The organism is Halomonas sp. HG01 (assembly GCF_000968715.2).
GTDB classification, from domain to species: domain Bacteria; phylum Pseudomonadota; class Gammaproteobacteria; order Pseudomonadales; family Halomonadaceae; genus Halomonas; species Halomonas halophila.
In genome coordinates, this window is record NZ_CP022134.1 from 637653 (window position 1) to 662614 (window position 24962).

21 protein-coding genes, 1 tRNA gene and 1 pseudogene are annotated in these 24962 nt (G+C 67.8%); 18 read left to right on the plus strand and 5 right to left on the minus strand.

Annotated elements, in window-relative coordinates:
- The first annotated feature begins 37 nt into the window (after positions 1-37).
- The 6 genes and pseudogenes from UN84_RS17360 to UN84_RS02920 all read left to right on the plus strand — a co-directional run bounded on the left by UN84_RS17360 (position 38) and on the right by UN84_RS02920 (position 7513).
- Positions 38-1069, plus strand: a complete 1032-nt coding sequence (locus UN84_RS17360) for a ProQ/FINO family protein (protein ID WP_237022352.1) — start codon at positions 38-40, stop codon at positions 1067-1069.
- A 475-nt stretch (positions 1070-1544) separates the two neighbouring features.
- Positions 1545-2681 (plus strand): porin, encoded by a 1137-nt coding sequence (locus UN84_RS02905; protein WP_046079197.1) that lies wholly within the window; start codon positions 1545-1547, stop codon positions 2679-2681.
- A 105-nt stretch (positions 2682-2786) separates the two neighbouring features.
- The gene (locus tag UN84_RS02910; protein ID WP_046079196.1) at positions 2787-3803 is read left to right on the plus strand and encodes a hypothetical protein; all 1017 of its coding nucleotides are present in this window, start codon (positions 2787-2789) and stop codon (positions 3801-3803) included.
- Positions 3804-4317: 514 nt separating this feature from the next.
- Positions 4318-4845, plus strand: a pseudogene (locus UN84_RS17500) (PDC sensor domain-containing protein); the annotation flags it as partial.
- Positions 4846-5128: 283 nt separating this feature from the next.
- Positions 5129-6238: a sensor domain-containing diguanylate cyclase gene (locus UN84_RS17505; protein WP_336885234.1), complete on the plus strand. Its 1110-nt coding sequence runs from the start codon at positions 5129-5131 to the stop codon at positions 6236-6238.
- A gap of 147 nt (positions 6239-6385) precedes the next feature.
- A complete protein-coding gene (locus tag UN84_RS02920; protein ID WP_046079195.1) occupies positions 6386-7513 on the plus strand; it encodes an alkene reductase in 1128 nt (375 codons plus the stop codon).
- Positions 7514-7660: 147 nt separating this feature from the next.
- Here UN84_RS02920 and UN84_RS02925 read toward each other — a convergent pair.
- Positions 7661-7737: transfer RNA gene (locus UN84_RS02925), tRNA-Arg, on the minus strand.
- Positions 7738-7849: 112 nt separating this feature from the next.
- Between UN84_RS02925 and UN84_RS02930 the strand changes: the two genes are divergently transcribed.
- Together UN84_RS02930 and UN84_RS02935 are read left to right on the plus strand one after the other, a co-directional pair.
- Positions 7850-8641 (plus strand): methyltransferase domain-containing protein, encoded by a 792-nt coding sequence (locus tag UN84_RS02930; RefSeq protein WP_046079194.1) that lies wholly within the window; start codon positions 7850-7852, stop codon positions 8639-8641.
- Positions 8638-9651, plus strand: a complete 1014-nt coding sequence (locus UN84_RS02935; protein WP_046079193.1) for a class I SAM-dependent methyltransferase — start codon at positions 8638-8640, stop codon at positions 9649-9651. Before UN84_RS02930 ends, UN84_RS02935 begins: the two co-directional genes overlap by 4 nt.
- Before the next feature lie 86 nt (positions 9652-9737).
- Here UN84_RS02935 and UN84_RS02940 read toward each other — a convergent pair whose 3' ends face one another.
- Positions 9738-10124 carry an EF-hand domain-containing protein gene (locus UN84_RS02940; protein WP_046079192.1) on the minus strand — a complete coding sequence of 129 codons (387 nt, stop codon included), beginning with the start codon at positions 10122-10124 and terminating at the stop codon, positions 9738-9740.
- A 278-nt stretch (positions 10125-10402) separates the two neighbouring features.
- Entirely contained in the window at positions 10403-10936 is a 534-nt protein-coding gene (greB, locus tag UN84_RS02945; RefSeq protein WP_082090894.1) for a transcription elongation factor GreB, read from the minus strand.
- 150 nt (positions 10937-11086) lie between these two features.
- On the opposite strand from greB, the gene UN84_RS02950 reads away from it, so the two are divergent.
- From UN84_RS02950 to cysN, 6 genes are all read left to right on the plus strand, one after another.
- Positions 11087-11728, plus strand: coding sequence for a hypothetical protein (locus UN84_RS02950; RefSeq protein ID WP_046079191.1), 642 nt, complete (start codon positions 11087-11089; stop codon positions 11726-11728).
- Positions 11729-11806: 78 nt separating this feature from the next.
- Entirely contained in the window at positions 11807-12454 is a 648-nt protein-coding gene (locus tag UN84_RS02955) for an NUDIX domain-containing protein (protein WP_237022353.1), read from the plus strand.
- A 1-nt stretch (position 12455) separates the two neighbouring features.
- Entirely contained in the window at positions 12456-12902 is a 447-nt protein-coding gene (locus UN84_RS02960; protein WP_035594237.1) for a DUF1249 domain-containing protein, read from the plus strand.
- 58 nt (positions 12903-12960) lie between these two features.
- Positions 12961-13695 carry a metallophosphoesterase gene (locus tag UN84_RS02965; protein WP_046079189.1) on the plus strand — a complete coding sequence of 245 codons (735 nt, stop codon included), beginning with the start codon at positions 12961-12963 and terminating at the stop codon, positions 13693-13695.
- 128 nt (positions 13696-13823) lie between these two features.
- Entirely contained in the window at positions 13824-14801 is a 978-nt protein-coding gene (gene cysD / locus UN84_RS02970) for a sulfate adenylyltransferase subunit CysD (RefSeq protein WP_081945790.1), read from the plus strand.
- A 2-nt stretch (positions 14802-14803) separates the two neighbouring features.
- Positions 14804-16231: a sulfate adenylyltransferase subunit CysN gene (gene cysN / locus UN84_RS02975; RefSeq protein WP_046079188.1), complete on the plus strand. Its 1428-nt coding sequence runs from the start codon at positions 14804-14806 to the stop codon at positions 16229-16231.
- Between the two features lie 193 nt (positions 16232-16424).
- Here cysN and cmoB read toward each other — a convergent pair whose 3' ends face one another.
- The gene (cmoB, locus tag UN84_RS02980) at positions 16425-17417 is read right to left on the minus strand and encodes a tRNA 5-methoxyuridine(34)/uridine 5-oxyacetic acid(34) synthase CmoB (protein ID WP_046079187.1); all 993 of its coding nucleotides are present in this window, start codon (positions 17415-17417) and stop codon (positions 16425-16427) included.
- A 1-nt stretch (position 17418) separates the two neighbouring features.
- Positions 17419-18162: a carboxy-S-adenosyl-L-methionine synthase CmoA gene (cmoA, locus tag UN84_RS02985; RefSeq protein ID WP_046080386.1), complete on the minus strand. Its 744-nt coding sequence runs from the start codon at positions 18160-18162 to the stop codon at positions 17419-17421.
- Between the two features lie 82 nt (positions 18163-18244).
- Here cmoA and pgi point away from each other — a divergent pair, with 82 nt between their 5' ends.
- The 4 genes from pgi to parC all read left to right on the plus strand — a co-directional run bounded on the left by pgi (position 18245) and on the right by parC (position 24951).
- A complete protein-coding gene (gene pgi, locus UN84_RS02990) occupies positions 18245-19936 on the plus strand; it encodes a glucose-6-phosphate isomerase (RefSeq protein WP_082090893.1) in 1692 nt (563 codons plus the stop codon).
- 55 nt (positions 19937-19991) lie between these two features.
- Positions 19992-20618 (plus strand): YqiA/YcfP family alpha/beta fold hydrolase, encoded by a 627-nt coding sequence (locus tag UN84_RS02995; protein WP_046079185.1) that lies wholly within the window; start codon positions 19992-19994, stop codon positions 20616-20618.
- A gap of 39 nt (positions 20619-20657) precedes the next feature.
- On the plus strand, positions 20658-22538 hold the full coding sequence (gene parE / locus UN84_RS03000) for a DNA topoisomerase IV subunit B (protein ID WP_046079184.1): 1881 nt from the start codon (positions 20658-20660) through the stop codon (positions 22536-22538).
- 151 nt (positions 22539-22689) lie between these two features.
- Positions 22690-24951 (plus strand): DNA topoisomerase IV subunit A, encoded by a 2262-nt coding sequence (gene parC, locus UN84_RS03005; protein ID WP_046079183.1) that lies wholly within the window; start codon positions 22690-22692, stop codon positions 24949-24951.
- Positions 24952-24962: the final 11 nt, after the last annotated feature.

The following is a 24962-nucleotide window of genomic DNA, read 5'->3' on the forward strand; positions in this document are numbered from 1 at the left end:
AGTCGTCTTACCCCGGGCATGCATGGAGGATCCGGAGTTGATCGATGAACGCCCCCGTCGTCTCATGGCGACCCTGGAATCTCGCGTCGAGGCATTGCTCGAGGCGCGCGTCGAGGGTCGGGTGCAGCATCAGGCCCTGCAGAACCGGCTGAGCGAACTGGAGCAGAACCGTCAGGCCCTGGAAGCGCGCAACGCCGAGCTGCAGGCGCGATCCGTGGCGGCCCAGGAGCAGCGCGATGAGCTGGCGCGGCGCATCAAGGCGCTGGAGGCGACGCTGGCCGAGTCCGAGGCGGCGCGGCTGGAACTCGTCGAGGAGAACCGCGAGCTCGATGAGCAGGGCCGTGAACTCGAGGCGCATGCCCAGCGGCTCCAGGCCCGGCTCGACGAGACCGTGGCGGAGCCGCCCGTTTCGACGCACCGCCAGGGCCTCGGGCTCTCCGCCCTGATGGGGCATCATCGTGCCGCGGCGCCGGCGGCCGATGAGGCGGATGCCGAAGAGACTGCCGCCGTTTCCGCCTCGTCCGATGCCCCACAGCAGGCCGCGCTGCCCGTCGAGGAGGCGCCTTCTCCCCAGGCCCTGCTCGCCCAGTGGTATCAGCGCTACGGCGACGCCTTCTTCAAGGGCCATACCCGGCCGCTCAAGGTCGGCATCCACGAGGATCTGAGCGCCCTGGAGCCCTGGCCCGAGAAGCTGGTACGCCGCGCCCTGGCCTGCTACGTCAACCTGCCGCGCTACCTGAAATCGGTGCGTGAGGGTGCCGAGCGGATCGACCTCGAGGGGTCGCCGGCGGGGGTGGTGGATCGCGGTGCCGCCGAGCATGCTCACCGGAAGCTGGAACGCCTGCAGGCCGAGCGTCAGCGCAAGGGCAAGCCGGCGAAGGCGCGCAAGCCTCGCCAGTCGCGTACCGACGAGCCTTCCTCTCAGCCGAAGGAAGCCAGCGGCGCGCCCGATGCTGCCTCGCCTGCCGCCGCTCGAGCGACGGCCGAGCCTTCCCCCCAGGACGAGCCCGCCGATGACCGGCTTCACCGCAAGCTCGGTGAGCTGATGGCACGCCATAACGGGCGTTGAAGAGGGGGCCGCCAGCGTTGACGGTGGGCCTTGTTTCATCGTTCGTCTGACTTGAAACCGTCATATCCCCGGGGCATGATGAGTCCGCTCATCGCTGCCGAACGCTGTTTTAGGACACGGTGAAGCGTGGCGAGGTGCCGTTGCCCTGCCGCGCTTGACGAACGGTAGCGGCGGAGAGGCGCCGTGAGGCGACTCGGCCTCGATCGTGGCGGGAACTGACGGTGATCGGGGGATGTGACGAAGGAAAACAGTGTTTTTTTCTTGTTGCGCTCCTGCAAATCCCGGTATAGAGTTTCTTCTGCGAGCATTGGACTATAACAAGGTTTCGCCGTGGTCAGGCTCGCTGCTGCCGCTTCCCGAGAGGAGGCGAGCAACAACGAGAACCGGCACCAAGACCGGCAAACCCGCCGCAAAGACTCGAAAAGAGCGCGCGGCTATCGATCGAAACAGCAAGCTAGTCAAAAGGATTATCGCAATGAAAAAGACACTGTTAGCGACTGCCATCGCCGGTGCCATGGCTGCCTCCGGCGCCCAGGCCGCCACCGTCTACAACCAGGACGGCACCAAGCTCGACATCTACGGCAACATCCAGCTGGCTGTGGCCAGCTTCGATGAGGCCGAGCGTGATGAGGCTGGTAACCTGAGCTCCGAGAGCACTGACTCCCTCTTCGATAACGGCTCGACCTTCGGCTTCGCCGCCGAGCACGTGATCTACGACGGTCTGACCGGCTACCTGAAGCTCGAGTTCGACGACTTCCAGGCCGACGAGAAGAAGATCACCGGTCGTGATACTGGTGACCAGGCTTATATTGGTCTGAAGGGCAACTTCGGTGACGTTCGCCTTGGTTCTTACGATCCGCTGATCGACGACTGGTCTCAGGACTGGATCACCAACAACGAACTGGCCGATGTGTCAGACTCGACCACTGACCTGGGCAACGCTTTCGATTTCCTGGGTATTGACGGCGGTGATCGTGAAGGCGACAAGCTGACCTACACTTCCCCGGTGTTCAATGGCCTGCAGTTCGCCCTGGGTACTCAGTATAAAGGCGATGGCGAAGACGTTAACTCCAACTTCAAGTATGACTCCAGCGGTCGCATGGAGCGTAATGCCTCCTTCTTCGGCGGCGTGAAGTATACGGTTGGCAACCTGCAGCTTTCTGCCGTCTATGACGATCTCGAGACTCATAGCGTCGAGGTCGGTAGCAATGACATTGCCGATTTTGATGCCTACAGCTTCGCTGCCAACTACTCCATGAACGCACTGCGCCTGTCCTTCAAGTATGAGCGCACCGATATCGACTTCATGGATGAGTCTGGTGAGATCGATCGTTATGGCCTGGGTGCTCGCTACGGTTACGGTCCCGGCGATGTCTACCTGGCCTACCAGCGCGTCGAGGCAGATGACGATCTGGCGGGGGTTGTTGCCAACCCCAATGGCTTCAACCCGGTGTCCGGCCAGTATGAAGGTGATGACTCCTTCAACGAAGTGCTGGGCGGCGTGACCTATAACATCTCCGATGCCATGTATGTCTTCGGTGAGGCCGGCGTCTACGACCGTTCTGGCGATGACGGTGACTTCATCGGTACCGGTGTCGTATACCTGTTCTGATCCCATGCGCAGGGTTACCCTGCACTAGGGTGTGAACATCGAAAGCCGATCCCCCGGGGTCGGCTTTTTTCATTGAATGCAAAGCAAGTCATCAAGTGAGGTGTTATGAAACGGCCGATCGTGACCGCGAGCCTGCTGGCGCTGGGCGTGGCGCTCTCCGCCGGGACGGCGCTTGCCAGCGAGATGGAAGAGCGCTTCCGCGAGGAAGGCAAGGGCATGGACCTGACGGGCTTCTTCAATGCCGAGACCGATGCCCATAGCCGCAGCTTCCTGTTCGGTAGTACCAACGAGCATGCCTTCGAAGTCACCGAGGCGGGGAACTATCGCTTCACCAGCCGGGTGACCTCCGGCTACTCAGACGACTACCGCATCGCCGCGGTGCTGGAAGACGAGAACGGTGACGTGATCGCTCGCGGCGAGGCGCTGGGCCAGAACGGCGGCCTGGAGATGCGCCAGCGGCTGGCGCCCGGCGACTACGTGCTGCGCGTCGAGGGGCAACGCTTCGGCACCCGTGGCCGTGCTGGCGACGGCTACTCCGTGCATGTGGCCGGGCTGGACGACCAGGGTCGCGTCATCGAGGACAGCGTCAGCGACGGCGAGGGCATCTTCTTCACCGGCACGAACCGGCAGGGCGGCGATTCCGTATTCGTGCGCGGTGATGACGCCGTGGCCACCCTCGGCGGCGGCGCCGCTGGGGCTCAAGCCGAGGCGACGGCCTCGGCCGGTGAGGCCGCCAACGCTTCCGCAAGCGCCGAGCCGGTGGCTCAGAGCACACAAGAGGGCGAATCCGCCCAGCGCTCCGGCTTCGAGACCATCGTCACCGACGTCAAGATCCGCGCCCGCGGTAAGGTCATGACCTTCGAAATGGCCGAGCAGGGCAGGGTCGCCATCACCACCTCGACTTTCCCCACCGGTTACGAGGACACCTACCGGATCGAACTCGAGGTGCTCGACGACGCGGGCCGAGTGGTGGCCGAAGGCGCCGGGCAGGGCTTCGACGGCGATGTCGACCTGACCACCGAGCTGGCGCCGGGACAGTATCGCATCCAAGTGCAGGGGCAGAAATTCGGTTCAGGGATGACAGGCGTCAATAACTACGAGCTTCGCGTCGAGAAGCGCTGAGTGGCAGGCGGGGCGACCGGTCGTCCCGCCTCTTTCGTGTTTTCCATCATCCTGCCGGCCTGCCGGTGGAGTCACCTAATCCGTGCTGCGGGCTTCGATGCGTTGCTCGGCGTTTAGGCTTCTGCTGCTGAGCTTCTCGTCCGGCTTTCCTCTGCGGTCTTCGAATACCCTGACATGGCGTGCAGTGCCGATTATCGGTGCGCATGGTGATGTTCACGGGGCCCCGGGTTGCGTAACGTGCGCGGCCTCCGAATCTTTCCCTGTCGGGCATCCTTGCCATGCCGTCTTTCCTTGCCCTTGCGTTGCCGTTTCCGCCTGGGGCGGGGATCAATCGGTGGCTTGTGTCAGGTGCCGACAAAAGGGGAGAAGTAAGTTTAGTTTAGTCTGATACAGTAGTGACGGCCCCGTCATATGGAGGTGATCCGTGCCGTTCCGACTCTCGACCTACTGGCGCCATGCCCAGTCGCTGAAGGGCCGTCTGATGCTGGGCCTGCTGTCGACTTGGATCGTCGTCATGGCCCTGTTGCTCACCTTTGGATGGCGAACCGGCGACAGGCTGCTCGAATCCTCCAGCAACACGCATCTGCGCTATGAGGCTCGGCTGATCGCCGATGACCTGACGAGCCAGGTGGCGTCGCGCCTCCGTTCGCTGGAGCGTCTGGCGACTCGGCTCGACGTGGATCGCGTTCCGTCGCCACAGCACGGACTTCGTCATAGCGAGGCGCTGCTCGAGTGGTTCGACTGGCTCATGGTCACCGATGCCGAGGGAAGGGTCTCGGCGCTTTGGCCGGAAAATCGGGATATGCAGGGGGTCGATCTGTCGTTTCGCGACTACTTCCAGCACGTTCGTGCCTTTCGTCGCCCCTACGTCAGCGAGCCTTTTCACTCGTTGCTGAGTGACATCCCGATGGTCGTGTTCGCCGTGCCGAGGCGGGACGAGCTTGGACGTTTCCAGGGCATGGTCGGCGGTGCGTTGCGGCTGAACGGGGGCAGCCAGGGGGGCGGGCTCTTCCAGCGACTGGATCGCCTTCGGCTGGGTGAACAGGGCTATGCCAGCGTGATGAGCGACAACGGAACCTACCTCTACCACCCCCGGGACGACAAGGTGTTGCACACGCTGCCCGAGGAGGAGCGGACGGACTGGCAGGAGCTGGCCCTGATGGGCTGGGAAGGCGAGGCGAGCGAGCTGCTGTCGGGCGAACGGGCGGGTTACAAGGCCTATCGTCAGATCTGGCCGGCGGGCTGGATCGTCAGCGTGACGCTGCCGCGCGACCAGGTGATCGCGCCGCTGGAAGGATGGCTGAGGCGCCTGGGGGGGGTGGTTCGTGTTGGTCGCCGGCCTGCTGCTGCCGCTCATTGGCTGGCTGCTGTGGCGGCTGTTGAGCCCTCTGTTACGGCTGAAGCGCCAGATGCAGGAGGTCGGGAGAGGGCATCGGCAACGGGTGTCGCTCGATACGCGCATGCACGAGCTCCAGCAGGTGGCCGATACCTTCAATCACGTCGAGGTGGAGCGCAGCCAGGCGCTGGCCAGCCTGGAAGGTCGCCAGGCCTTTCTGGATGCGGTGCTCGCCAGCTCGCCGGTCGGCATGTTCGTGACCGACACCGAAGGCGCCCTGACCTACATGAACCAGGCCCTCGTCGAGCTGACCGGCTTCAAGGTGTACCAGGAGGCACGTCACGAGTGGATGCGCCATATCCATCCTGACGATAGCGCCACGGTGCTGGAACTCTGGCATCACAGCATGGCGAGCGGCGAGGACTTCCTGCAGCAGTTTCGCTATTACCGTCGAAGCGGCGAGCCGCTTTGGCTCGAGGTGCATACTCGCCCCGCGATGGCGGAGGATCGTGTGCTGGGATTCGTCGGCACGGTGAAGGACATCACCGAGCGGCGCGAGGAGGAGGCGCTTCGTCAGTGGGAGGCCGAGCATGATCCCCTGACCGGACTGCTCAACCGCCGCGGCTTCGAGCGACGCCTCGAGGAAGCCCTGGCGGACTGGCGCAAGACCGGCAATCCGGCTTCCCTGATTCTCTTCGACCTGGATCACTTCAAGCCGATCAACGACGAGGGCGGGCATGCCCTGGGTGACGAGATGCTCAGGCGCATCGCCCAGGTGGTGGCGTGGGAAGTGCGCCGCAGCGATCACGTGGCGCGCCAGGGCGGCGACGAGTTCGCGGTCCTGCTGCCCAGCTGCACGGTGGCCCATGCCGAGCAGCTGGCCCAGTCGCTGGTAGAGGCGGTCGGCGAGGTCGAGGTCTCCCAGGGCGGGCGCGATTTCCGTGTCACGCTGAGCCTCGGCCTGACCAGCTTTCAGGAAGGGGACGAGCGTATCGCCACGGTCATCGAGCGCGCCGATGCTGCCGCTTACCGGGCCAAGCGGGAAGGGCGCAATCGTGCCGTCACCTGCGAGGTGTCTGCCGAGAGCGACGACGGCTAGGATGTTCTCGCGCTAAATGATAGAAAACGAAGGGGTTGTCCAGCAGGTGCATCGTCTCCATATCTCTCGTCAGGCTGATGCGGCTCTCGATCTGCATGCTGATGAGAGATCGCTCAGATCACCAGATTCTGTGCAAGGAGACGCGACATGTCCGTCGATACCCTGTTGACCCCGTTTCGCCTCGGCGAGCTGACGATGCCCAATCGTATCCTCATGGCGCCGCTGACTCGCGCCCGCACGCCGGACAGCGTGCCCGGCGAAGCGCAGCAGGCCTACTACGGTCAGCGTGCCGGGGCCGGGATGATCATCAGCGAGGCGACCAATATCTCACCCACGGCGCGCGGCTACGTCTACACGCCGGGCATCTGGACCGACGAGCAGGAAGCCGGCTGGAAGGGCGTCGTCCAGGCGGTGCATGCCAAGGGCGGGCGCATCGCGCTGCAGCTGTGGCACGTCGGCCGGGTCTCCCACGAATGGGTGCAGCCGGACGGCCAGGCCCCGGTGGCGCCCAGCGCGCTCGACGCCGAAGGCGCGCAGTGTTTCGTCGAGTTTCCGGACGGCAGCGCCGGCCGCCATCCCACCAGCACGCCCCGGGCGCTCGAGATCGATGAGCTGCCGGGCATCGTCGAGGACTATCGCCAGGCGGCACGCCGCGCCGATCGCGCCGGCTTCGACATGGTCGAGGTGCATGCGGCCAACGCCTACCTGCTCAACCAGTTCCTGGCCACCGGCACCAACCATCGCACCGACCGCTACGGTGGCACGCTCGAGAACCGGGCCCGCTTCCCGCTGGAGGTCATCGACGCCGTGGCCGAGGAAGTCGGTCCGCAGCGCGTCGGCGTGCGCCTGACGCCCTTCATCGAACTGTTCGGCCTCACCGATGACGAGTCCGAGGCCATGGCGCACTATCTGGCCGAGCAGCTCTCCGCCCGTGGCATTGCCTACCTGCACCTCAACGAGCCCGACTGGGCCGGCGGCGAGATCCAGTTCACCGACGACTTCCGCCGCAGCATGCGCGAGCGTTTCTCCGGCAGCCTGATCTTCTGCGGCCACTACGACGCCGAGCGCGCCGAGCGCCTGATCGAGGCGGGCATCGCCGACGCCGTAGCGATCGGCCGGCCCTATATCGCCAACCCCGACCTGGTCGAGCGCATTCGTACCGGAGCGGCCTGGAACGAGCCCAATCCCGACACCTTCTACGGTGGTGGCCTGGAGGGCTATACGGACTATCCGTTCCTCGGCAACGGCCACGACCGTCTGGGCCGCGAGGGCTGAATCGTCTTGCCGGCCGTCGGCGCTGTGGCGTCGGCGGTCGAGATCATCGGCGTGACTGTCGAGAAGCGCACGGTTTTACCGGCGAGCAGCACGGGCATCTTGTCGATAGCAGGACGTGTCGAGAGAAATGAAGAGGGGAGGAAGGCGTGGCGCCCCCATCAGGATTCGAACCTGAGACCTTCCCCTTAGGAGGGGGACGCTCTATCCAGCTGAGCTATAGGGGCGAAACGAGCGCTAGTATAAGCGCCTGAGCGGGCGAGATAAACCCGTCGCAGCGGTGCCGTGGCGGCGCCTTCCCGGGTAGAATGCCGGCATCACTCATGCGGATGACGTGGCATGCCCGAGCATTTTCTTTCCCCGGCGGGAGACCGCCACTTCGATGGCCTGGCCGACAAGTTCGCAGCCAGCCTCTACGGTGGCCTGCGCGGCGAGCTGCGCCTGGCGCTGCTCGACCGCCTGCTGCCCGAGATGCTCGATCTGCACGGCCAGCCGGCGCTGGAGGTCGGCGGCGGGCTCGGTCAGCTGGCCGGCTGGCTCGCCGAGCGCGGCCATGACGTGACCCTGTGCGAGCCCGCCGCCGAGATGCGCGAGCGCGCCCGGGAAGCGCTGGCCGGTCGTCCGGTGCGTTTCGTCGAGGCGCCGCTGCAGGCGCTGACCGAGGCGGCCCCGGGCCCCTGGCCGCTGATCACCTGTCACGCGGTGCTGGAGTGGCTGGGCGACCCGCGGGCGGCGCTGGCCACCCTGGCCGGCCTGCTGGCCCCCGGCGGCCAGCTGTCGCTGATGGTCTTCAATCGTGATGCGCTCAGGCTCTCCAACGTGGTCAAGGGCAACCTCGAGAAGGCCCTGGCCGACCGCCTGGAGGGCAAGGGGCAGCGCAAGCGCCTGACGCCCATCTCGCCGCTGACCCACGACCAGATCGTGACCTGGGCCGCGGAGCTGGGTCTCGAGGTGCACGCCACGGCCGGCGTGCGCGTCTTCCACGACTACCTGCGCCAGCCGCCGCAGACCGAGGCCGAGCGCCGCGACCTGCTGGCGCTGGAATGGCAGTACTGCCGCATCGATCCCCACTGGCGGCTGGGCCGCTATCTGCTCTACACCCTGATTCGCCCCGAGGAGCCCGTGCGATGAATGCCGAGACCCCCGTCTGCCAGCTGCTGCAGCGCCAGGACGCCGACTACCGCGGCTGGCTGTGGGTGGCGCCGCCCCGCGATGCCTGGCTGGAGGGCGGCGAGGGCGTGCTGCTGGCCGCCGATCAGGCGGTGCTGGCGGCCTGGCGCCAGCGCGGTCGCCCGGCGCTCTCGCCCTTCGACGACGACGCCCCGGCACCGCCAGGCGTGGTGCTGTTCTGGCCCAAGGCCCACGCCCTGGGCGAGTGGTGGCTGCTGTGGCTGTGCGCGCGGCTGCCGGCGGGCACGCCGCTGCAGGTGGTCGGAGAGAATCAGGGCGGTATCAAGCGGGTGCTCAAGGTGCTGGCGGCGCTGGGCCTGGGATGCCGCAAGGTCGACAGCGCGCGACGCTGCACCCTGTTCGCCTCCAGCCTCGACCGCGTCGCCCTCGAACCCGATGCGGCCTGGACCTCGTTCGAGGCGGAGATCGGCAGCGAGCGCCTGACGCTGGCCAGCCATCCCGGCGTGTTCGGCCACGGCAAGCTGGACGACGGCACCCGGCTGTTGCTCGAGCAGCTGCCCGCGGCATTGCCGGCGACGGGCGAGGTGCTGGACCTGGGCTGCGGCGACGGCATTCTCGCCGCCTGGCTGGCGCACCGCGGCCACGGGGTGACCGCCGTCGACGTCAACGGCTTCGCGGTCGAGGCCACGCGGCGCACCCTGGCCGTCAACGGACTCGATGGCGAGGTGCTGGCCGGCGATGTCTTCGACGGCCTGGGCGAGCGGCGCGGCGGCGCCCGGCGCTTCGATGCCATCGTCAGCAACCCGCCCTTCCATCAGGAGCGGGCCATCGACTACGGGCCGGCGGGGCGACTGATCGCCGAGGCGCCCAGGCATCTGCGCCCTGGCGGGCGGCTGGTGCTGGTGGCGAACGCCTTCCTGCCCTATCCCGACCTGCTCGAGCGGGCCTTCGGCGGCTTCGAGGTACTCGCCGATGACCGCCGCTTCAAGGTCTATTCGGCCCGGGTCTGATCGTGGCTCGTGCCCGATACCGCCCACGCCCGCCGGGCGTCCCCGGCGGGCGTGGGTCGAACGGGCCTGAGGGCCGGGCGTGCGGCCTACTGGGCGGTGGACTGACCGGCGGAGCCGCTCATTTCCGTGGAGCCGCTCATCTCGCCGGCGCCGCTCATGTCACCCGAGCCGGTCATGCTTCCCGAGCCACTCAGGCCGGCCGAGCCGCCCATCTCGCTCGAGCCGTTCATGCTGCCGTCGGCACCGCCGGGCAGCGACTGGCGCGCCGCCTCGTATTCCTCGCGGCTGAGGGCGCCGTCGCCGTTGGTATCCGCGGTTTCGAGGTCGATGCCGTCCACGGTGAGGGCTTCCTCGGCGCTCAGCATGCCGTCACCGTTGAGATCCAGCCGATCGAAGGACGGCGGGTTGGCGACGGCGGCGCCGGCACCGAGCAGGGCGAAGGTGAGCAGGGTCGTCTTCAGCAGCGTTTTCATGGGAATCCTCCTGGAATGCGTGCTTGGCGTACCACGAGCCGATGGGCTCGTCTGCTTCCTATCAAGCCAGTCTCATGCCATTGATGAGGTTTCTTCTTGCATAACATGAGGTTGTGTTTCATGGCATGGGGCCGTGTCGGGTGTCTGCCGCGCTTCGAGCGACGCAAGGCGTTGGCGTGTGGCGACGATGCCGCAAGTGCCATAAATACAGGTCACTGAATTTCAAGATGTTATTTCTGTCGCCATGGCGCGTCGCGGGGCGCTTGACGGCCTTCCCGCTAAGGCTGGCGGTAGTCGATCTCGGTGATGATGTAGGTGGTCTCGCCGCCCGGTGCGGCCACCGTCACCTCGTCGTCCAGCGGGCGGCCGAGCAGGGCCTTGGCCAGCGGCGCGTCGACGCTGATCCAGTGCTTGCCGGTATCGGTCTCGTCGTGGCCGACGATGCGCAGGCGCATCTCCTCGCCGTCCTCGTCCTCCAGGGTCACGAAGGCGCCGAAGAACACCCGCTCGGTGTCCTCGGGCAGCCGGTCCACCACCGTGAGTTCGTCGAGCCGCTTGGTCAGGTAGCGGATCCGGGCGATCACCCGGTTGAGCTCCTTCTTGTTGTAGGTGTAGTCGGCGTTCTCGCTGCGATCGCCCAAGGCAGCGGCTTCGCCGACCTTGGTCGAGAGGGCGGGACGCTTGACCCGCGACAGGTGATCCAGGATGCCGCGCAGGCGCTCGGCGCCCTCGGCGGTGATCAGGTTGCTCTTGGGCTCCTGGCGCGGGTCCTTGGCGGGATCGCGCCAGCGAGTCATGTTGCGGCCTTTCATCGGCAGCGCCCTCCTGTGGGATGCGAAGCAAAGGCCTTCATTGTGAGGCGAGGGCACGGTCGAGGCCAGACTGGCGGCTGATTCAAACGTTCGTTACATTCTCGTGGTGTCGCCTCGACCATCACAACCACAATGCATGAGGAAAGCGCCATGTCTGCACGCCGCCTGCCGACCGTCGTTCTCGGGATGGGGCTCGCGTTCGCCCCGCTGCTCCAGGCCCAGACGCCGCAGGACGACCTGTTCTCGCTGCGCAGCCGCTGGGAGCACACCACCACCGCCATGCCGGAGACGCGTCGCGTCGACGCCCTCGAGGCCCTCGCCGCGGAGGCGAAGACCCTGGCCGAGTCTCATCCCGAGAGGGCGGAGGCGAGCGTGTGGCGCGGCATCATCCTGGCATCCCTGGCCCGGGAAAGCAGCGGCCTCGACGCCCTGGGGGCGGCCAAGGAGGCGCGTCGGGTGCTGGAGTCGGCCCTCGAGCGGGCCCCCGGCGGGCTCCAGGGGTCGGCCTATGTGACGCTCGGGGCGCTCTACGATCGTGCGCCGGGCTGGCCGGTGGCCTTCGGCGACGAGGAAACCGCCGAGCGGATGTTCCGGCGCGCCGAGGCGATCCGCCCCGAGGGCATCGACGTCCACCTCTACTACGCCGCCTTCCTCGAGGGTGAGGGACGGGAAGCCGAGGCGCTGGTGCATGCCCGGCGGGCCGTCGATGGCCCCCTGCGCGAGGGGCGTGAGGCCTCCGATGCGGCGCTGCGTGACGAGGCCAGGGCCATGGTCGCTCGACTCGAAGAGTAGGGCGCGAGGCCGGCGGCGAGGTTGGCACGCCGTCGCCACGCCGGGATAATGAGCACTTTCGCGATCATCGGAGGGCTCATGTCGCAACACGATCCACACCAGGCCGCCGATGCCCTCGACGCCGCCCCCTTCGACGCCGGCGACGTGGAGCTGATCGAGCGGCGCTGCCTGCATCAGGGCTTCTTCCGGCTCGAGGAGCTGCACCTTCGGCACCGCCTCTTCGAGGGCGGTTGGAGCGCTCCGGTGGTGCGCGAGGTGCATCGCCGGCATGACGCCGTGGGCGTGCTGCTCTACGATGTGGAGCGGGACGCCGTAGCGCTGGTGGAGCAGTTCCGCGCCGGTGCCCTGGACGACCCTGCCTCGCCCTGGAAGCTGGAAATCGTGGCGGGGCTGGTCGAGCGCGGCGAGTGCCGCGCCGACGTCGCCCGCCGCGAGGCCGAGGAAGAGGCCGGCTGCCCGGTGGGCGAGCTGATCGAGCTGCATACCTACTACCCGAGCCCGGGCGCCTGCGACGAGCGGGTCACCCTGTTCTGCGGGCTCATCGACAGCCAGGGCCTGGGCGGCATTCACGGCCTCGACGAGGAGCACGAGGACATCCGCGTGCAGGTGATGCCCTTCGCCCGGGCCTGGGAACTCATGCGGGCCGGAAGACTCGACAATGCCATGTGCCTGATCGCCTTCCACTGGCTGGCGGCGGAGCGGGCCTCATTGCGAGCGAGGAGGTAGCGTGTCGAGAAACGCCTATGTGACTGACCTGAAGACCCTGCAGGGCGAGTGCACCGCCAACTACGTGCGGCTGACCCGTCTGCTGGGCGACATGGAGGTCGGCGAGACGCGCGAGGTGGAGCTGGTCAGCCATGGGCGCCGAGTCGGCGCGCTGTGCCTGGAGCTCCTCGAGCGAGCGCCCTACACCAGCATCGTGCGGGTCTCCCAGCGGGGCGTGCTCGACGGCGTGCTCGAATCGCCGCGCATGCGCGTGCACCTCTATCACGACGTGCGCATGGCCGAGGTCAACGACTTCCAGCGCCAGCGCCACTTCGATGGCCGCTACCGCTATCCCAACGCGCGCATGCACCAGCCCGACGAGAAGCTGCAGCTCAATCGTTTCCTGGGCGAATGGCTCGACCACGGCCTGGCCCACGGCCACTCCATGGACCTGCCCGAACTCCCTTGAACCTTCTGCCACTCCCAAGGCCCCGCCAGAGGGCCGTCATCAAGGACGCCCCGGCTCGATGCGACTGATCCAGATCACCGACTGTCATCTCCACGCCGATGCCCAGGCGCGCTCGCGCACCGGCCTGCCCCATCGCCAGCTCGAGCGCGTGGTGGCCGCCGCCGCCGGCCTGCGGCCCGACATGGTGCTGATGACCGGCGACATCAGCGAGGATCGCACCGCCGCCTCCTACGCCGAGGCAGAGCGACTGCTGGCGCCGCTGGCGTGCCCCTGGTTCTGGCTGCCCGGTAATCACGACGAGCCCGGCCTGATGGCCGACTGCCGGCCCTTCCACGAGACCCTGGACTTGGGCCGGCGCCGCCTGCTGCTGCTCGACACCCAGCGCATCGGTCAGGAGGCCGGCGAGCTCGGAGAGGCCCGGCTGACGGCCCTGGCGGAGCGTCTCGCCGAGGACGACCGGCCGACGCTCGTGGCCATGCATCATCCGCCGGTGGCGGTGGGCTCCGCCTGGATGGACGCGCTCGGCCTGACCGACGCCGACGCCTTCTGGGACGTCGTGGCCGGTCATGCGCACGTCGAGGCGGTGATCTGCGGGCATATCCATCAGGCCTTCGTCGGCCGTGGCCCCGAGAGCGCTGGCGGCGTGCCCGTCTACGGTTGCCCCTCGTCCAGCGACCAGTTCCTGCCCGGCGCCGAGGACTTCGCCGTGGACGAGGCCTCGCGCCCCGGCTTCCGGGTCATCGATCTGACGCGGGAAGGCCTCTCCACCTGGGTCGAGCGCGTCGACCTCTGAGGGAAAAGGCCAATAGCGCTTTTGCGTCTAAAAAGATAGATATTAATTCTTTTACGTTATTATTGCTTAGGCGGTAACCTGCGGCGCATGATCCTTTTTCCGCCCATGTCATGCGAGGTAGCCGGGCCATGAACAGTCTTCATGCACCGACACGCGAGAGTGCCGTCACGGCCGAAGGCAGCAGTGCCGCTGCCGGTCTGACGCCGCGGCGGCTGACGCATCTGCAGCAGCTGGAAGCCGAGTCCATCCACATCATCCGCGAGGTGGCGGCCGAGTTCGCCAACCCGGTGATGCTCTACTCCATCGGCAAGGACTCCTCGGTGATGCTGCACCTGGCGCGCAAGGCCTTCTATCCCGGGCCGCCGCCGTTCCCGCTGATGCACGTCAACACCACCTGGAAGTTCCGCGAGATGATCGAGTTCCGCGACCGCATGGCCGCGGAATCCGGCATGGAGCTGATCGAGCACATCAACCAGGAAGGCGTCGAGGCGGGCATCAACCCCTTCGATCACGGCTCCAGCGGCTACACCGACGTGATGAAGACCCAGTCGCTCAAGCAGGCGCTGGACAAGTACGGCTTCGATGCCGCCTTCGGCGGCGCGCGCCGCGACGAAGAGGCCAGCCGCGCCAAGGAGCGTGTGTTCTCCTTCCGCGACAAGCATCACCGCTGGGACCCGAAGAACCAGCGTCCCGAGCTGTGGAACCTCTACAACGCCCGCGTCAACAAGGGCGAGTCGATCCGCGCCTTCCCGCTCTCCAACTGGACCGAGCTGGACATCTGGCAGTACATCTACCTCGAGTCGATCCCGATCGTGCCGCTGTACTTCTCCGCGCCGCGTCCGGTGGTCGAGCGCGACGGCATGCAGATCATGGTCGACGACGACCGCCTGCCGCTCGAGGAGGGCGAGGTGCCGGAAGAGAAGTGGGTGCGTTTCCGCACGCTCGGCTGCTACCCGCTGACCGGCGCGGTGGAGTCCACCGCCACCACGCTGCCCGAGATCATCCAGGAAATGCTGCTGACCCGCACCAGCGAGCGCAGCGGCCGCGCCATCGACCACGACCAGGCCGGCTCGATGGAGAAGAAGAAGCGCGAGGGGTATTTCTAAACATGTCACATCAGTCCGAACTCATCGCCGACAACATCGAGCAGTACCTGCACGAGCACGAGAACAAGGACCTGCTGCGCTTCATTACCTGCGGCAGCGTCGACGACGGCAAGTCGACCCTGATCGGCCGGCTGCTGCACGACTCCAAGATGATCTTCGACGATCAGCTGGCGGCCATCACCCAGGCGTCGAAGAAGAGCGGCACCACCGGGGAAGAGGTGGATCTGGCGCTGCTGGTCGACGGCCTGCAGTCCGAGCGGGAGCAGGGCATCACCATCGACGTGGCCTATCGCTTCTTCTCCACCGACAAGCGCAAGTTCATCATCGCCGACACCCCGGGCCACGAGCAGTACACCCGCAACATGGCCACCGGCGCGTCTACCGCCGGCCTGGCGGTGATCCTGATCGACGCCCGCTACGGCGTGCAGACCCAGACCAAGCGCCACAGCTTCATCGCCGACCTGGTGGGCATCCGCCACCTGGTGATCGCGGTCAACAAGATGGACCTGGTCGAGTACAGCCAGGCGCGCTTCGACGAGATCGTCGCCGAGTACCGCGCCTTCGCCGAGCAGCTGGGCGCCGACGACATCCGCTTCGTGCCGCTGTCCGCGCTGAAGGGCGACAACGTCGTCAACCAGAGCGAGACCATGGGCTGGTACGACGGCCCGGCGCTGCTCGAGCTGCTCGAGAGCGTCGAGGTCCGCGCCGACCACAACCTCACCGACCTGCGCCTGCCGGTGCAGTACGTGAACCGCCCGAACCTGGACTTCCGCGGCTACGCCGGCACCCTGGAAGCGGGCGTGCTGCGCCCCGGCCAGGCGGTCAAGGTGCTGCCGTCCGGCAAGACCTCCACGGTCGAGCGCATCGTCACCTTCGACGGCGACCTGGACGACGCCTACCCGGGGCAGGCGATCACCGTGACCCTCGCCGACGAGATCGACATCTCCCGCGGCGACTGGATCGTGGCCGCCGATGCCGAGGTGACCGAGGCCGCGGCCTTCGACGCCGACATCGTGTGGATGAGCGAGCAGGCCCTCGAGCCGGGTCGCCAGGTCGACATCCGCCTCGCCGGCCGCTCGGTGGCGGGCAACGTCGACACCATTCACTACCAGGTGGACGTCAACACCCTGGAGCAGCATCAGGCCGAGCGCCTGGAGCTCAACGCCATCGCCCGCTGCCGCGTGGCGCTGACCGGCGAAGTGCCGATCGACAGCTACGACCGCAGCCCGGGCACCGGCAGCTTCATCGTCATCGACCGGCTGTCCAACATCACCGTGGGTGCGGGCATGATCCGCGGCGCTGCCGAGGCCGGCAGCGTGGCCGCGGGCGATGTCGACTGGGCCGGCTTCGAGGTCGAGCTCAACGCCCTGGTGCGCAAGTACTTCCCGCACTGGGAGGCCAAGGACATCAGCCAGCTGCTCGGCCGTTGATGCCCTGATCCGCCCTGCGGATAACACGAGGCCCCATCGCGCAAGCGACGGGGCCTCGTTGCTTTCAGGGCATGAAGGCACGGGCTTTTATGGGGTCAGACCCCGGCCAAGCCGCCAGGCCCGTCATGGTGCACTTCGCCCGCCGTATCGACGCCGCCGGGGTCTGACCCCATGGCGGCAGCCGAAAGCGGTATCAGCGTGGCCGGTTGGCGACCAGCACCGCGCGGCGCGGCGCGGGGTGGCCCTCGCGGGTCCTGGTCGGATCGTCGGGGTCGAGGAAGTCGGCCAGCGACTGGAAGGTCATCCACTCGGTGGCGCGCTGCTCGTCCAGCGAGGTGTCGGCCTCGTCGACCACCCGCACGTTGTCGAAGCCGGCGCGCTCGAGCCACTGGCACAGCGCGGCGGAGGAGGGCAGGAAGTAGACGTTGGGCATGGCGGCGTAGCGGTCGCCCGGCAGCAGCACCGTGGTGGCGTCGCCCTCGACCACCAGGGTCTCCAGCACCAGCTCGCCGCCTGGGCGCAGCGCGGCCTTGAGCTGGGCCAGATGCTCCAGCGGCGAGGGGCGGTGGTAGAGCACGCCCATCGAGAACACGGTGTCGAAGAAGGCCAGCGCCTCAGGCACGTCCTCGATGCCCACCGGCAGGAAGTGAACCGCACCGTCATCGGCGTCGCCGACGAAGTGGCGCACCGCCTGGAACTGCCAGTAGAAGCGCGGCGAGGGGTCGATCACCAGCACGAAGCCGGCGCCGTCGCCGGCCATGCGCCAGGCGTGATAGCCGTTGCCGCCGCCCACGTCGAGCACCCGCCGGCCGGCCAGCGGCGCCAGGTGCGGCGCCACCCGCTGCCATTTCCAGTCGGAGCGCCATTCGGTGTCGATGGTCACGCCGCCGAGCTTGTACGGCCCCTTGCGCCACGGCGCCAGCACGCGCAGCAGGCTCTCGCTCTGGCGGCGGCGCGAGGCGTCCAGCTCGGCGTCCACCGTGACGTGGTCGGCGTCGAGGCGCACCTCGCGCCGTTCCGGCAGCGGCGGCAGCTTGGCCACCGCCTTCTCCCAGGCCGGCAGGTCGCCGAAGCGCGAGCGGTCGAGGCCGCGGGCCAGCTGCTCGGGCAGCCGGGCCAGCCAGGTGTCGAGCCCCTGATCGAGGAAGGCCCGGTAGAGCGGGCGATGGGCATCGGGAATCGGCACGTCAGTCTTCCTTGAAGGCGATCAGCGAGGCGAAGTTCAGGTACTGGAACCACACCAGCGAGCGCGAGAAGCCGGCGCGGGCCAGCCGCTCCTTGTGCGCGTCCAGGGTGTCCGGCACCAGCACGTTCTCCAGCGCGGTGCGCTTCTGGCTGATTTCCAGGTCGCTGTAGCCGTTGGCGCGCTTGAAGTCGTGGTAGCGCTCCACCAGCCAGGCGTTCTCCTGCTCGTCGGCGGCCTTGATCTTCTCCGAGAGCACCAGCACGCCGCCGGGCTCCAGGGCCTCATAGAGCCGGGCGATCACGGCGTCGCGATCTTCCGGCGCCAGGAACTGCAGGGTGAAGTTGAGCAGGATCATCCCCGACGGCGCGTAGTCGAGGACGCGGATATCGCCCTCGATCACCGTCAGGTCGTGATCCGGGCTCTCGGTGGCCAGCGTCTCGCGGGCGCGCTCGACCATGGCCGGGGACAGGTCTACCCCGGTATAGCGAAAGGCCGCCGGCGGCAGCTGACCGGCCAGGGCGAGTCCGGAGGCGCCCAGCGAGCAGCCCAGGTCATAGACGTGGCCGCCGTGACGCAGGTGTCGCCGGGCCAGCGGGCCGAGCATGGCCAGTATCTGGCCATAGCCCGGCACCGAACGCCGGATCATGTCGGGGAAGCAGGAGACCACCCGCTCGTCGAACGAAAAGCGCGCCACCCGGTCCAGGGGTGTGGAAAAGATGGCGTCACGGTAAGATGCGTCACTCATATCGCAGGGATTCATGGGCTGGAAGCCCGACATTCTACTCCCCTGTTGTCGGCTACACGACAGGATGTCCAGGAGAAATTCCATGAGCCATACCCCCATCGATCAGCAGAGGGCCTGGTGTGCCCTCGCCGAGCATGCCGCGGGCATGGGGCGCCGGCACCTGCGCGACCTCTTCGACGAGCAGCCGAGCCGCTACGAGACCTTCGGCCGTAGCGCCGCGGGTCTGACCCTCGACCTTTCCAAGCAGCGTTGGACCGACCAGACCCTCGAGCTGCTGCTCGACCTGGCCCGCGAGGCCGACGTGCCCGAGGCGATCCGCGGCCTGCTGGCCGGCGAGCGCGTCAATCGCAGCGAGGACCGCCCGGCGCTGCACACCGCCCTGCGCCTGCCCGCCGACGCCCGCCTCGAGGTCGAGGGCCAGGATCTGGTCGCCTCGGTCCACGCTACCCTGGATCGCATGGAGGCCATGGTCGAGCGCTTCCACAACGGCCAGTGGCGCGGCGCCACCGGCAAGCCGATCCGCGACGTGGTCAACCTCGGGGTCGGCGGCTCCGATCTGGGGCCGCTGATGGTCACCCATGCCCTGGCCGACTATCGTCCCGACGTCGAGCAGCACATCGACGTGCACTTCGCCTCGACCATGGACGGCTCCCAGCTGGCCGACTATCTGGCGCGGCTGAATCCCGAGACCACGCTGTTCGTGCTGTCGTCGAAGTCCTTCACCACCATCGATACCCTGTCCAATGCGCGCACCGCGCGGGACTGGCTCAAGGCGCGGCTGCTGGGCGGCGCTCGCCAGGAGGGCGTCGACGAGGCGCTGCTGATGCGCCAGCACTTCATCGGCGTCTCGGCGAGCCCCGAGAAGATGAGCGAATGGGGCATCGCCGACGATCACCAGCTGGAGTTCTGGGAATGGGTCGGCGGGCGCTACTCGCTGTGGGGCGCCATCGGCCTGCCCATTGCCCTGGTGGTGGGCATGGAGCACTTCCGCGGCCTGCTGGCCGGCGCCCACGAGATGGACCGCCACTTCCGCGAGGCGGAGCTTGCCGACAACCTGCCGGTACTGCTGGCACTGGCCGGCATCTGGAACGTCAACTTCCTCGACATCCGCGCCCACTCCATCCTGCCCTACGACGGCCGGCTCGAGTATTTCGCCGCCTACCTCGAGCAGCTGGAGATGGAGTCCAACGGCAAATCGGTGACCCACGACGGCGAGAGCGTGAGCTACTCCACCTGCCCGGTGCTGTGGGGCCAGCTCGGGCCCAACGCCCAGCACGCCTTCTATCAGCTGCTGCACCAGGGCACCCAGGCCGTGGAGTGCGATTTCATCGCGCCCAAGGTGCGCTACGACGACGTGCCGGATCCGGCCACCCGCGACCATCTGATGGGCCAGCACCGGCTGACGCTCGCCAACTGCTTCGCCCAGTCCCGGGCGCTGATGCTCGGCGACGCCGCCGTGGCCGACGACGAGGACGGTCCGCGCCCGGGCCACCGTCGCTATCGCGGCAACCAGCCCTCCAGCACCCTGCTGCTGGATCGCCTCACGCCCCGGACCCTGGGCGCGCTGGTGGCGCTCTACGAGCACAAGGTGTTCGTGCAGGCGACGATCTGGGACATCAATCCCTTCGACCAGTGGGGCGTGGAGCTGGGCAAGACCATGGCCGGCGAGACCCAGCGCATCCTCCAGCACGAGGCCGGGCTCGAGGGCATGGACGACTCCACCCGCGGCCTGATCGAGGCGGTATGGGCGGCCGAGCCCCGGGCGGACGCGTGAGCGTCATGATGCCCGTTCCTCGTGACGGGCTGGCCATTTATACAGGGGTTCGGGTATGCTGAGCGCCGCTCTGCCGCGCGAGCCGGCCAGCGGCGTGCTCTACCTGCACGGCTTCAACAGCGGCGCCGCCTCGCCCAAGGCGGCGCTGATGCGCGAGGCCTGCGAGATGCTCGGCCTGCCCTGCGCCGCGCCGGACCTGCCGCATCGCCCCGATCGGGCCCTGGAAGCGGCCGAGGCCCGGCTCGCTGAACTGGGCGACCGGCCGCTGGTGGTCGGCAGTTCACTGGGTGGCTTTCTGGCCACGGTGCTCGCCGAGCGCCATGATCTGCCGGCGGCGCTGATCAATCCGGCGGTGGCGCCGGCGCGGCTGGTCGAGGCCTGGATCGGCGAGATCTTCGTCAACCCCTACCACGGCCAGCGCTTCACGGTGGACATCGCCCATCGGCGGGCGCTGGAGACGCTGGCCCCCGAGCGGGTCACGCCGGCACGCTACCTGCTGCTGCTGGGCACCGCCGACGAGACCCTGGACGCCGCCGACGCCTTCGCGCTCTATCGCGGCGCCCGGACGATCCTCGAGCCCGGCGGCGATCACGGTTTCTCGACGCTGGCCGACTACCTGCCGGCGATCTTCGCCCAGGGCGGCCATGCCCTGGAAGCCGGGCGGGTGGCGCCCCGCGGCTGAGCGTGCGGATTCGAACATGCATAGGACACAGACGACGCCATGACCCAATACAGTGCCAGCTCGATCGAGGTGCTCGCCGGGCTCGAACCGGTGCGCAAGCGCCCCGGGATGTACACCGACACCGCGCGCCCCAACCATCTGGTGCAGGAGGTCATCGACAACAGCGTCGACGAGGCGCTGGCCGGCCACGCAAAGAAGATCGGCGTGCGGCTGTTCGAGGACGGCGGCGTCGAGGTCAGCGACGACGGGCGTGGCATGCCCATCGACATCCACCCGGAGCACGGCGTCTCCGGCATCGAGCTGATCATGACCAAGCTTCACGCCGGCGGAAAGTTCTCCAACTCGAGCTACCGCTTCTCGGGCGGCCTGCACGGGGTCGGCGTCTCGGTGGTCAACGCGCTCTCCAAGCGCCTCGAGGTCGAGGTGCTCAAGGGCGGGGAGCGCCACGGCATGGCCTTCGAGCACGGCGAGCTGGCCTCGCCGCTGGAGGTGATCGGCAGCGCCGCCAAGCGCGCTACCGGCACCATCCTGCGCTTCTGGCCGGAGGCGAGCTACTTCGACTCGCCGAAGCTGTCGCTGTCGCGGCTCAAGCACCTGCTGCGCGCCAAGGCGGTGCTGTGCCCGGGACTCGAGGTCTCGCTGACCGAGGCCGACGGCACCCGGAGCGTGTGGCAGTTCGAGGACGGTCTGCGCGATTACCTGGCACAGGCCACCGACGGCTATGAGGTGCTGCCGGCCTCGCCCTTCGTCGGCCACTTCGCCGACGAGGAGCACGGCGTCGACTGGGCCGTGCAGTGGCTGCCGGAGGGCGGCGAGCCGCTGCTCGAGAGCTACGTCAACCTGATCCCCACGCCCCAGGGCGGCACCCACGTCAACGGCCTGCGGGCCGGGCTGCTCGAGGCGCTGCGCGAGTTCTGCGACTACCGAAGCCTGCTGCCGCGCGGCGTCAAGCTGACCGCCGAAGACCTGTGGGAGCGAGTCTCCTTCGTGCTCTCGGTGAAGATGCTCGACCCGCAGTTCGCCGGCCAGACCAAGGAGCGACTGTCGTCGCGCACCGTGGCGGGCTTCGTCTCCGGGGTGGTCAAGGACGCCTTCTCGCTGTGGCTCAACCACCACGTCGACCAGGCCGAGGCGCTGGCCGAGCTCGTCATCAGCGCCGCCCAGCGTCGTCAGAAGAGCGCCAAGAAGGTAGCGCGCAAGAAGGTCACCTCCGGCCCCGCGCTGCCCGGCAAGCTGGCCGACTGTTCCGGCCAGGATCCGGCGGCCAGCGAGCTGTTCCTGGTCGAGGGCGACTCGGCCGGCGGCAGCGCCAAGCAGGCCCGCGACCGCGATACCCAGGCCATCCTGCCGCTGCGCGGCAAGATCCTGAACACCTGGGAGGTGGAGTCCCACGACATCTACGGCTCCCAGGAAGTCCACGACATCGCCGTGGCGATCGGCATGGACCCGGGCAGCGACGATCTGGGCAAGCTGCGCTATCACAAGATCTGCATCCTCGCCGACGCCGATTCCGACGGCCTGCACATCGCCACGCTGCTGTGTGCGCTGTTCGTGCGCCACTTCCCGGCGCTGGTCGATGCCGGCCACGTCTTCGTCGCCATGCCGCCGCTGTACCGCATCGACCTCGGCAAGGAGGTCTTCTACGCCCTGGACGAGAGCGAGAAGGCGGCGATCCTCAAGCGCCTCGAAGGCAAGCGCGGCACGCCCAACGTGCAGCGCTTCAAGGGCCTCGGCGAGATGAGCCCACTGCAGCTGCGCGAGACCACCATGGCCGCCGATACCCGCCGGCTGGTGCAGCTGACCCGGGAGGAGGGCGACGGCACCCTCGAGATGATGGACATGCTGCTGGCCCGCAAACGCGCCTCCGACCGCAAGAGCTGGCTCGAGGATTACGGCAACCTCGCCGAGATCGAGGTGTGAGCTGGAAGCTTGAAGCCGGAAGCTGGAAGAAAGCCCGCAATGTTCCGGGGGCAACTTCCAGCTTCAAGCTTTCAGCTTCGAGCTTTTCCAGAACGTATCGTGCGGGCACGGCCCGCGAAGTTTCCATGATGGCAGATAGGGCCCCGAACCCATGACCATGGATATCCAGGTGGCGGAGGGCGACGTCGAGCGCCTGTCCCTCCGCGAGTACACCGAGAAGGCGTACCTCGACTACTCGATGTACGTCATCCTCGACCGGGCGTTGCCGCATATCGGCGACGGCATGAAGCCGGTCCAGCGGCGTATCGTCTACGCCATGCGCGAGCTGGCGCTGAACGCCAACGCCAAGTACAAGAAGTCGGCGCGCACCGTCGGCGACGTGCTCGGCAAGTTCCACCCCCACGGCGACAGCGCCTGCTACGAGGCCATGGTGCTGATGGCGCAGCCGTTCAGCTATCGCTATCCGCTGGTGGACGGCCAGGGCAACTGGGGCAGCCCCGACGACCCCAAGTCCTTCGCCGCCATGCGCTACACCGAGGCGCGGCTGTCCAAGTTCAGCGAGACCCTGCTCAGCGAGCTGGGGCAGGGCACCGTGGACTGGACCGCCAACTTCGACGGCACCATGCAGGAGCCGGTGGTGCTGCCCTCGCGGCTGCCCCATGTGCTGCTCAACGGCGGCACCGGCATCGCCGTGGGCATGGCCACCGATATCCCGCCGCACAACGTGGGCGAGGTGGTCGAGGCCACCTGCCACCTGCTGCGCCATCCCGAGGCCACCACCGTCGATCTGATGGAGCGCCTGCCGGGGCCGGACTTCCCCACTGCCGCCGAGGTCATCACCCCGCATCGCGAGCTGCGCAAGATCTACGAGAGCGGCCGCGGCTCGGTGAAGATGCGCGCCCGCTACGGCCTGGAGGAGGGCAGCGTGGTGATCTCCGCGCTGCCCTACCAGGTCAGCGGCGCCAAGGTGCTCGAGCAGATCGCCGCCCAGATGCAGGCCAAGAAGCTGCCCATGGTGGCCGACCTGCGCGACGAGTCGACCCACGAGGAGCCCACCCGGCTGGTCATCGAGCCGCGCTCCAACCGGGTCGACATCGAGGCGCTGATGGCGCACCTGTTCGCCACCACCGATCTCGAGAAGAACGTGCGCGTCAACATGAACGTGATCGGCCTCGACGGCCGGCCGCGGGTCATGCCGCTGCCCGACCTGCTCGGCGAGTGGCTGCGCTTCCGCCGCAGTACCGTGCGTCGTCGTCTCGAGCATCGGCTGGGCAAGGTCCAGGATCGCCTGCACATCCTCGAGGGCCTGCTCACGGCCTACCTCAACATCGACGAGGTGATCCGCATCATCCGCGAGGAGGACGAGCCCAAGGCCGCGCTGATCGAGGCCTTCGGGCTCAGCGAGCGCCAGGCCGAGGCGATCCTCGAGCTGCGCCTGCGCCACCTGGCCAAGCTCGAGGAGATGAAGATCCGCGGCGAGCAGGACGACCTCGAGGCCGAGCGCGCCCGCCTGGAGGAGCTGCTCGGCTCCGAGGCCGCGCTGACCGACCTGATCGAGGAAGAGCTGCGCCAGGCCGCCGCGGACTACGGCGACGCGCGTCGCTCGCCGCTGGTCGAGCGCGAGGAGGCCAAGGCGCTGTCCGAGGTCGAGCTGCTCGGCGCCGACCCGATCACCGTGGTGCTCTCCGAGAAGGGCTGGATCCGCGCCGCCAAGGGCCACGAGATCGATCCCGAGGGGCTCTCCTACAAGGCCGGCGACCGCTTCCACCTGGCCGCCCGCGGCAAGACCAACCAGCCGCTGGTGCTGCTCGACGACACCGGCCGCGCCTATACGTTGAGCGCCCACAACCTGCCCAGCGCGCGCAGCCAGGGCGAGCCGGTCACCGGCCGGGTCAACGTGGCCGCCGGCGCCCACATGGCCGGGGTGCTGCTGGCGCCACCGACCACCCGCTACCTGCTGGCCACCGACGGTGGTTACGGCTTCGTCGCCCACCTCGAGGCGCTGACCGCCAAGAACAAGGCCGGCAAGGCGGTGCTCAGCGTGCCCCAGGGCTGCAACGTGGTCGCGCCGCGGGCGGTGCCGGAAGGGGAAGGCGTCAGCGTGGCGGCGGTCTCCAACGAGGGGCGGCTGCTGGTGTTCCCGCTCGACCAGCTGCCGGAGATGGCCAAGGGCAAGGGCAACAAGATGCTCGACATCCCCGGCGCTCGGGCCGCGCGGCGCGAGGAGTTCCTGCGCGACCTGACGCTGCTGGCACCCGGCGATACCCTGGTGGTGCACGCCGGCAAGCGCAAGCTGACGCTCAAGGCCGACGATCTCGACTACTATCGAGGCGAGCGCGGCCGGCGCGGCAGCAAGCTGCCCCGGGGCCTGCAGAAGGTCGATCGACTCGAAAGCTTGAAGCAGGAAGCTTGAAGCGTGAAGAA

Bases quoted from the DNA above. Each gene is read 5' to 3' on its own strand.
- UN84_RS02905 (WP_046079197.1), top strand. From the start codon at position 1,545: ATGAAAAAGACACTGTTAGCGACTGCCATCGCCGGTGCCATGGCTGCC.
- UN84_RS02910 (WP_046079196.1), top strand. From the start codon at position 2,787: ATGAAACGGCCGATCGTGACCGCGAGCCTGCTGGCGCTGGGCGTGGCG.
- UN84_RS02920 (WP_046079195.1), top strand. From the start codon at position 6,386: ATGTCCGTCGATACCCTGTTGACCCCGTTTCGCCTCGGCGAGCTGACG.
- UN84_RS02930 (WP_046079194.1), top strand. From the start codon at position 7,850: ATGCCCGAGCATTTTCTTTCCCCGGCGGGAGACCGCCACTTCGATGGC.
- UN84_RS02935 (WP_046079193.1), top strand. From the start codon at position 8,638: ATGAATGCCGAGACCCCCGTCTGCCAGCTGCTGCAGCGCCAGGACGCC.
- UN84_RS02940 (WP_046079192.1), bottom strand. From the start codon at position 10,124: ATGAAAACGCTGCTGAAGACGACCCTGCTCACCTTCGCCCTGCTCGGT.
- greB (WP_082090894.1), bottom strand. From the start codon at position 10,936: ATGAAAGGCCGCAACATGACTCGCTGGCGCGATCCCGCCAAGGACCCG.
- UN84_RS02950 (WP_046079191.1), top strand. From the start codon at position 11,087: ATGTCTGCACGCCGCCTGCCGACCGTCGTTCTCGGGATGGGGCTCGCG.
- UN84_RS02955 (WP_237022353.1), top strand. From the start codon at position 11,807: ATGTCGCAACACGATCCACACCAGGCCGCCGATGCCCTCGACGCCGCC.
- UN84_RS02965 (WP_046079189.1), top strand. From the start codon at position 12,961: ATGCGACTGATCCAGATCACCGACTGTCATCTCCACGCCGATGCCCAG.
- cysD (WP_081945790.1), top strand. From the start codon at position 13,824: ATGAACAGTCTTCATGCACCGACACGCGAGAGTGCCGTCACGGCCGAA.
- cysN (WP_046079188.1), top strand. From the start codon at position 14,804: ATGTCACATCAGTCCGAACTCATCGCCGACAACATCGAGCAGTACCTG.
- cmoA (WP_046080386.1), bottom strand. From the start codon at position 18,162: ATGAGTGACGCATCTTACCGTGACGCCATCTTTTCCACACCCCTGGAC.
- pgi (WP_082090893.1), top strand. From the start codon at position 18,245: ATGAGCCATACCCCCATCGATCAGCAGAGGGCCTGGTGTGCCCTCGCC.
- UN84_RS02995 (WP_046079185.1), top strand. From the start codon at position 19,992: ATGCTGAGCGCCGCTCTGCCGCGCGAGCCGGCCAGCGGCGTGCTCTAC.
- parE (WP_046079184.1), top strand. From the start codon at position 20,658: ATGACCCAATACAGTGCCAGCTCGATCGAGGTGCTCGCCGGGCTCGAA.
- parC (WP_046079183.1), top strand. From the start codon at position 22,690: ATGACCATGGATATCCAGGTGGCGGAGGGCGACGTCGAGCGCCTGTCC.